We start from the raw sequence: 8052 nt of genomic DNA, 5'->3' as shown, positions 1-8052 counted from the left end.
ACGAGCCCCTTTCAACGGTTGTTCGTTTTTATATTCGCTGCGAAGCGCCATTAAACCTGGCATTTCAGCTTCCGCTAATTCGATTTCTTTTCTTCCCCAAGCCGCAAGAGAAATATCTTTTACTTTGAAAGCTACAAAAGGTATTGTTGTTGTACTCATCTATTATATATTTGTATTTGCTAAATTTTAGGCAAATTTACGGAATTCCTTTTTATTTAAAATTGATTTCTAAAATAATTATGAATTGTTTACTCCCGTAATCTTTTGAACTTTAATGAAATAATTTTTTTAGGAGCTATTTCCTGCTTTACACTTCAATCTTTTTATTTTTAAAGAAAAAATAAAAAGGATTTCCGTTGCAAACGAAGTTCACTGAACTCGAATGGAAATAAAAGTATAGTGAAGTAATCAGGGCTAAATCAGAATAAACAAAATGCCATTACACAAAACAATAAACGTCAATACAACCACTCAGGTTTTTGTTTGGAAAATAACAGAATCCTATGAGCAGTTGTATAATGAAGTGCAGTTAAACGAAAAAAATGTCATCCGATTAAACGGAATGCGGTCCGAATTGCACCAACGCGCCTTTCTGAGTGTTCGGAAATTATTGCAGGAAACAGGTTATTCCGATTTCGATCTGGTTTATGATGCCTTCGGGAAACCGCATTTAAAAGACGGCAAACATATTTCAATCACCCATTCCCATGAATTTTCCGCCATTGTATTAAGCGACCAAAACATCGGCATCGATATGGAAATGCGAAGAGAAAAAATCATCCGCATTGCCGATAAATTCGTGGATTGTGAATTCAAATTTTTGAATCAGCAACATTCCGAAGATTATATCAGCAAACTAACCGTTATTTGGGGTGCGAAAGAAGCGATTTTCAAAATCCGTAACGAAGTTGGCATCAGTTTCAAAGACCATATTAAAGTAGCACCATTTGAAATGGAAAAAAATACGGGAGTGGCATGCCTGCATTTTAAAGAGGTAATAAGATGTTTTTCCATACATTTTGAAGAAATAGAAAATTTCACATTGGTTTATGCTTTCGAAAATAATTAACATGCATTCCATTTACTCCGATATTCTGAAAGCTAAAGCTGTAAACCAAAAATTACTCGCGATTCTTCTAGATCCCGATAAAATTGTTTGGGAAACTTTGGATGAGTTAATCTCAAAAATCAATCAGTCACCGGCAACACATATTTTTGTGGGAGGAAGTTTGGTAGAAACCAATACTATCGATAAATTGATAATCCAATTAAAAGAAAACGTCAATTTACCGATCGTTCTCTTTCCGGGAAACCCATCGCAAATTTCCGATAAAGCGGATGGAATTTTGTTCTTGTCCTTAATTTCAGGCAGAAATTCCGATTATTTAATTGAGCATCAGGTACAAGCCGCACCGATTTTAAAGAAAACAAACCTCGAAATTATTTCCACAGGTTACATTTTGGTAGAAAGTGAAAGCGAAACTGCAGTTTCAAGAGTAAGCCAAACTTTACCTTTAGACCGCAATAATTCCGAATATATTCTGCAAACCGCACAAGCCGGTGAAATGTTAGGTAATAAACTTATCTATCTCGAAGCGGGAAGTGGCGCTAAATTATCTGTTCCACTTAAAATGATTCAATTGGTTTCACAGAATATCGAGATTCCGCTTCTTGTCGGAGGAGGCATTCGAAACCAAAAAGGAATTCAGGATGCTTATGATTCCGGAGCTGATTTGGTGGTTATCGGAACGGCTTTCGAAAATAATTTTAATTTTTTTAATACATAAAATGATAGAATTTTTCCTGAATGCCTATAAAAATGCTTCTACAACCCAAATCGTTTTAGAATTCATCGTTTTTGTTTTTGGAATTTTGAGTGTTTGGTTTGCCAAAAAAGAAAATATTTGGGTTTACCCAACAGGTTTAATAGCTACCATAATTTCAACCTATTTGCTTTTCATTGCGGGTTATTTAGGCGACATGATGATTAATGCTTATTTCACAATTATGAGTGTTTATGGCTGGTATAAATGGGCTAAAAAAAGCAATGATGGTGAAAACCTGCCAATTACTAGGACTAATAATAAAGAAAAAATTATAGGAATTGTATTGTTTTTTGTTACAATTTTTGTAGTTTTCGGAATATATAATTTATTCGATTACGAAATAAAAAATGAAAATTATATTGATATTTTGGCATCCGGGATATTCTTTACGGGAATGTGGTATATGGCTCATAAAAAAATCGAAAATTGGACACTTTGGATTATCGGTGATATAATTTTGGTGCCATTGCTTGCCTATCGCGGATTAGGAATCTTGTCATTACAGTATTTAATTTTTACAATTTTAGCTATTTCAGCTTATTTAGAATGGAGGAAAATCTTAAACAGCAACATACAGACACGATAAAAATCGCCATTTTTGGTCCCGAAAGCACGGGTAAAACTACTTTGGCCAAACAATTGGCTGTACACTTTCAAACGGTTTGGGCTCCAGAATTTGCACGTGATTATTTACAGGAAAAATGGAATAAAACCCAAAAAATTTGTGAACCCGAAGATTTAATGCCCATCGCAATCGGTCAGACCAAATTGGAAAATGAAGCCTTATTAATTGCCAATAAATACCTTTTTGTAGATACATGTCTGATGGCCACCAAAGTCTTCTCTGAAATTTTCTATAATTTTTGTGATCCGATTTTGGACGAAGCGGCTCGAAAACACGAATACGATTTGTTTTTTCTAACCGATATTGATGTTCCTTGGGAAAAAGACGATTTACGCGATAGCCCAGATGATAGAGAGACAACTTTTAATGTTTTCAAAAAAGCATTAATCGAAAATAACAAGCCATTTATTACCCTTTCAGGTGATGCAAAAACACGTTTTAAAAATGCAATTGCTATAATTGATGATTTGGAGAAAGCTAAAAAAATGGGCTTTTCCTCTCGAGATTTTGTTCAAATTTTCGACAATGGAATTTCATTAGAAACCATCCAGAGTCATTTAGATATTTTCAAAACCGGAACTCCAAAAACCATTTTGGATCGACCAGCAACTATCAATGATGGGATTCTAAAGATTTCAGAAATAGAATTTCAAGAGTTTGCTACCCGTTTTGATGCTGAAAAATCAAATTTGAAACTCCAGAAATTTGTCCCGGCTTCAGGTGCAGCCAGTAGAATGTTCAAGTTTTTGAATGAGTTTTTGAATGAGTTTGATTTTGAAAACGAAAGTATTAATGCTTATATCAATAGAAAAAAGGCAGCCAATCTTACCGTTTTTCTAACTGGTATGGAGAAATTTCCTTTTTTTGAAACCATCAACGAAAGACTAAAAGAAGTATATCCGGATTTTGATTCTTGGAAAAAAGATCAAAAAAATTATCATTTCATAAAAACAATTTTGGCATCTGAGCATTTTGATTTTGCCAATAAACCCAAGGGAATTCTGCCTTTTCATAAATATAAATCGCATATCGCCACTCCGGTTGAAGAGCATTTGAATGAAAGTATTTTGTATGCAACTTCAAACAAGGTTTCGCATTTGCATTTCACGGTCTCGGAAATTCATCAAGAGCTATTCGAAAATGTTATTAATAAAGTAAAAAGTAACATGGAAGCACAGTCAGAAACTTCAATAGATATTGATTTTTCCTATCAAAAAATATCGACAGATACCATTGCCGTAGATTTGGATAATATTCCTTTTAGAAATGACTTTGGTAAATTATTCTTCCGACCTGGCGGTCACGGTGCTTTAATTGAGAATCTGAATGCGCTAAATGCTGATATTATTTTCATAAAAAACATTGATAATGTTATTCAAAATCATGTTGAAAGTATCGCATTGTATAAAAAAGCATTAGCGGGAATTTTGATGGAATTACAGCATCAGGTTTTTAAGTATTTAAATGAAATTGAAAAAATAAAAGAAAATAATGTTGATGATGTGATCACTTTCGTCAAAAATAAATTGAATGTGGCGATAATCGATGATTTTTCAAAATATACTTTAGAGAATAAAATCAGCTGTCTGAAAGAAATTCTTAACCGACCTATTCGCGTTTGTGGAATGGTAAAAAATGAAGGCGAACCTGGTGGCGGACCATTTTGGGTAAGGGATGTAAAAGGGAATTTGTCACTTCAGATAATTGAGACATCACAAATAGATTTGCAAAATCCGAATCAATCCGATATTCTTAATCAAGCGACCCATTTCAATCCGGTAGATTTGGTGTGTGGCATTAAAAACCACCGAGGAAAGAAATTCGATTTAACAAAATTCGTAGACCATAAAAGTGGTTTTATTGTCGAAAAAAACAATAAGGGAAAAGCATTAAAGGCTTATGAATTGCCTGGATTATGGAACGGTGCGATGGCTAATTGGATAACCATTTTTGTAGAAGTCCCACTGATTACATTCAATCCGGTGAAAACGGTAAACGATTTATTGAAACCAGCACATCAACCACAATAATTTTGGACACAACAAAAATCATATCCGAATTACAGCTCAAAGCCGTCAGAAGTAGTGGCGCAGGTGGTCAAAACGTGAACAAAGTATCCTCGAAAGTCGTTTTGTCTTTTGATTTGAAAGCTTCACAATCCTTATCGGAAGAAGAAAAAGTACTTTTAGAAATCAAATTGGCTCCAAGATTAACGAATGATCAAATTCTGATTTTAAATTGCGATGAAGATAGAAGTCAACTCAAAAACAAAGAAATTGTAATCAAGCGTTTTTTAGCACTTCTCAAGCAATCTTTAATCGTTCCGAAAGAAAGAAAACCTACTAAAATGCCAAAATCGGCCATCAGAAAAAGAATAAAAGACAAAAAAAACATCTCTCAGGTCAAACAATTTCGTAAAAAACCGAATGTAGATTAGCTGATTTTTAGATTTTTAATAATCAGCAGAAAATCTAATCCTCAAACAATAGAAATATCTAAAAATCTTTTCTAAATTTGCACCGTCTCAAAGGGGTGCTCTAAATAACGAGCTGAGATTATACCCAAAGAACCTGGGCAGGTAATGCTGCCAAGGGAAAAATGACTTCAGGATGATGTGCACGTTATCCTGAAGCCAGTACAAATCATTAATTTAACAAAGAATAATTCCCCCTTTTATTTGTAATTTTTTTACGAATGAAAACCACATTGAAATTATCTTCGATTGTAGCGATAGCGCTATTTTCAAACAGTTTTGTTTTCGCACAAACAAAAACGGAAACAGATACTGTAAAGTCTAAAACAATCCCTCTTGATGAAGTTTTGGTATCCGCTGTTCGGGTAACGGCTCAAACTCCGGTAACATTTTCTAATATCAACAAAAAAGAACTGGCAAAACGCAATTTGGGTCAGGATATTCCAATTTTGATGAACTTTTTGCCATCGGTTGTCACGACTACAGATGCCGGAAATGGCGTGGGTTATACCGGAATTCGGGTGCGTGGTAGTGATGCGACACGTGTAAATGTTACTCTGAATGGAATTCCGTACAATGACAGCGAAAGTCACGGTAGCTATTGGGTGAACATGCCTGATTTTGCTTCTTCTGTGGAGAGTTTGCAATTGCAGCGAGGCGTTGGAACTTCAACAAATGGAGCTGGTGCTTTTGGCGCAAGTTTAAACATGCTTACCGATAATTTTGCCAAAGAAAGTAATGGTGAAATATCGAATTCTGCAGGGAGTTTCAATACCAGAAAGCATACCATAAAATTCAGTACTGGGTTGATGAACAATCAATTTGAAATTGCGGGAAGGCTTTCTAAAATTGTGTCAGACGGTTATATTGACAGGGCTTCCTCAGATCTGAAATCTTATTTTCTTCAGGGAACTTTTATTGGAAAAACGACCTTAATCAAAGCCTTGGTTTTTGGAGGTTATGAAAGAACTTACCAATCTTGGAATGGTATTGATGGCGAAACTTTAAAGACAAACCGGACGTTCAACTCCGCAGGCGTTTATTTTGATGATGCCGGAAACATGAAATTCTACAAAGACGAGGTAGACAATTACAATCAGGATCATTATCAATTGCATTGGAATGAAAAATTATCTGAAAACTGGAGAACCAATCTGGCTTTTCATTATACCAAAGGTAAGGGATATTATGAAAACTTTAAAGAGGATGCCGATTTTACTGACTATGACTTAACGCCTATCGTTATTGGAGGAGAAACTATTACTACAACCGATTTGGTACGTAGAAAATGGCTTGACAATGATTTTTACGGAACTACTTTTTCGTTAAATTATAAAAAAGAGAAATTAGATTTTATCCTTGGAGGTGGATTAAATAAATATGAAGGGCTTCATTTTGGAGATGTAATCTGGGCTCAATATGCTTCTGACAGTGAACTTGGCAAACATTATTATGATGATGAAGGAACCAAAACAGATGTTAATGTTTTTGCGAAAGCAAATTATCAGGTAACCAAAGAGTTGAGTTTATTCGGGGATTTGCAAGTTAGAAACGTAGGTTACAAAGCGAACGGTTTAGATACCGGGTTGGTAAATGACAACTTCAATTTTTTTAATCCAAAAGCTGGTTTAACCTATACTTTGAATGAAAAGAACAATTTGTATTTCTCGTATGCACGTGCCAATCGCGAGCCGAATAGAACTGATTATGAAAGCGGAAATCCAAAACCGGAAAAATTAAATGATTTCGAATTGGGGTGGAGATCAAATTCAGAAAAAATAAAACTGAATATCAATGCTTATTATATGAGATATAAAGATCAATTGGTTTTAACGGGTGCTTTAAACGACGTTGGTTCTCCTTTCCGAGAAAATGTTGGGGACAGCTATCGTTTGGGTCTTGAAGTTGATGCTGCTTTTTCTTTGTCAGATAAATGGTCGATTAGGCCTAATATCGCTTTAAGCGAAAATAAAAATATAGATTATCATTTTCAAAGAGACGGAGTTTTACAGGATTTAGGAGATACCAACATCGCCTATTCTCCGAATATTGTGGCTGGAAATATGTTGACTTTTGCACCGATTCAAAATTTGCAATTCACATTCCTGTCTAAATTTGTTGGAGAACAATTTATGGGTAATATTGACACAGAAAGTTCGAAATTGGATAGTTATTTCGTGAATGACTTCAATGTTGTTTTCGAACTTCAAACCAAAAAAGTATTCAAATCAATCGTATTTTCTGCGTTAGTGAATAATATTTTTGATTACAAATATGAATCCAATGGTTATTACTACACTTACGATGATGATTATACGACGCCGGGAACAATAACTACTTTGGATGGCGCCGGATATTATCCGCAAGCAGGAATTAATTTCCTAGTGGGAATGGCATTAAAGTTTTAAGGTTGTTGTTAGTTAGTTATGTTGAAAGAAAAAACCAAGCAGCTTTTGCTTGGTTTTTTTAATTATAAACCCGAATCAAATTGCCGTTAACTTCTACTCGGTATTGCTTCATAGGATATTGTTTTCCCTGACTTTGTCCTGTAAATAGACTATATGCGGCGCTATCACAAGGACAAACAGCATTAATTCCGTTTACCGACATGGTAGAGCATGAACTTATGGCCTGATTAGGACAAGCTGCATCGAAGGCAGTATAACCACTTCCGGTATTAAAAATAATAACGCCACGGGCTCCGTAGCCTGAAATATATTTCCCATTGCTGGCAAACTGAAGATTACTGTAAGTAGGCAAATCGGTATTGATTTCTAACGAAAAGGTGTAATTTGGAATAAAAGGATTACTGTTGTTGAAATTTTCGCTATCACAGTTCCAAAAAAAAGGCAATAACAAAAGCAAGATATATTTTTTCATTTTTAAAATTTCTTAAAATAATAGTATGAACAAATTTAATTTATTTAACTTTGAATTCTATATGATTAACATATAATTATTGACTAAAATAAATATCAATTATCTTTGCAAAAAGAAATCCCGTTCCGATGGGATTTTTTCTATTTTATATGAATGATGAAAGGGCTACGTTTAACGTAAAAGTAAAACGGAATGAAGTCAAACTTCAAACTGGCATATTTCATCTGACATATAACAATTGCAATAAA

At 34.4% G+C, this 8052-nt stretch carries 8 protein-coding genes; 6 read left to right on the top strand and 2 right to left on the bottom strand.

The window, feature by feature from the left end; genetic code table 11:
* The coding region (locus VI621_RS13905; RefSeq protein ID WP_324219012.1) for an adenosylhomocysteinase at nucleotides 1-159 on the bottom strand (159 nt) is incomplete at its 3' end.
* A gap of 274 nt (nucleotides 160-433) precedes the next feature.
* Between VI621_RS13905 and VI621_RS13900 the strand changes: the two genes are divergently transcribed.
* The 6 genes from VI621_RS13900 (at nucleotide 434) to VI621_RS13875 (ending at nucleotide 7332) form a co-directional block, all read left to right on the top strand.
* On the top strand, nucleotides 434-1069 hold the full coding sequence (locus VI621_RS13900) for a 4'-phosphopantetheinyl transferase family protein (protein ID WP_324219009.1): 636 nt from the start codon (nucleotides 434-436) through the stop codon (nucleotides 1067-1069).
* Between the two features lies 1 nt (nucleotide 1070).
* Entirely contained in the window at nucleotides 1071-1787 is a 717-nt protein-coding gene (locus tag VI621_RS13895; RefSeq protein WP_324219008.1) for a geranylgeranylglyceryl/heptaprenylglyceryl phosphate synthase, read from the top strand.
* A gap of 1 nt (nucleotide 1788) precedes the next feature.
* Complete coding sequence (gene pnuC / locus VI621_RS13890) at nucleotides 1789-2412, top strand: nicotinamide riboside transporter PnuC (protein WP_324219007.1); 624 nt, start codon at nucleotides 1789-1791, stop codon at nucleotides 2410-2412.
* The gene (locus VI621_RS13885) at nucleotides 2373-4481 is read left to right on the top strand and encodes a DUF4301 family protein (RefSeq protein ID WP_324219006.1); all 2109 of its coding nucleotides are present in this window, start codon (nucleotides 2373-2375) and stop codon (nucleotides 4479-4481) included. Before pnuC ends, VI621_RS13885 begins: the two co-directional genes overlap by 40 nt.
* A 2-nt stretch (nucleotides 4482-4483) precedes the next feature.
* Complete coding sequence (gene arfB, locus VI621_RS13880) at nucleotides 4484-4888, top strand: alternative ribosome rescue aminoacyl-tRNA hydrolase ArfB (protein WP_324219005.1); 405 nt, start codon at nucleotides 4484-4486, stop codon at nucleotides 4886-4888.
* A 257-nt stretch (nucleotides 4889-5145) separates the two neighbouring features.
* The gene (locus VI621_RS13875; protein ID WP_324219004.1) at nucleotides 5146-7332 is read left to right on the top strand and encodes a TonB-dependent receptor; all 2187 of its coding nucleotides are present in this window, start codon (nucleotides 5146-5148) and stop codon (nucleotides 7330-7332) included.
* A 58-nt stretch (nucleotides 7333-7390) separates the two neighbouring features.
* On the opposite strand, the gene VI621_RS13870 is transcribed toward VI621_RS13875, so the two are convergent.
* Nucleotides 7391-7804 (bottom strand): hypothetical protein, encoded by a 414-nt coding sequence (locus VI621_RS13870; protein ID WP_324219003.1) that lies wholly within the window; start codon nucleotides 7802-7804, stop codon nucleotides 7391-7393.
* Nucleotides 7805-8052 lie beyond the last annotated feature (248 nt).

Source organism: Flavobacterium sp. (genome assembly GCF_035292545.1).
In the GTDB taxonomy this organism is placed as follows: Bacteria; Bacteroidota; Bacteroidia; order Flavobacteriales; family Flavobacteriaceae; genus Flavobacterium.
The sequence above is the reverse complement of the archived record's forward strand: the minus strand, read 5'-3'. Positions and strand labels throughout refer to the sequence as shown.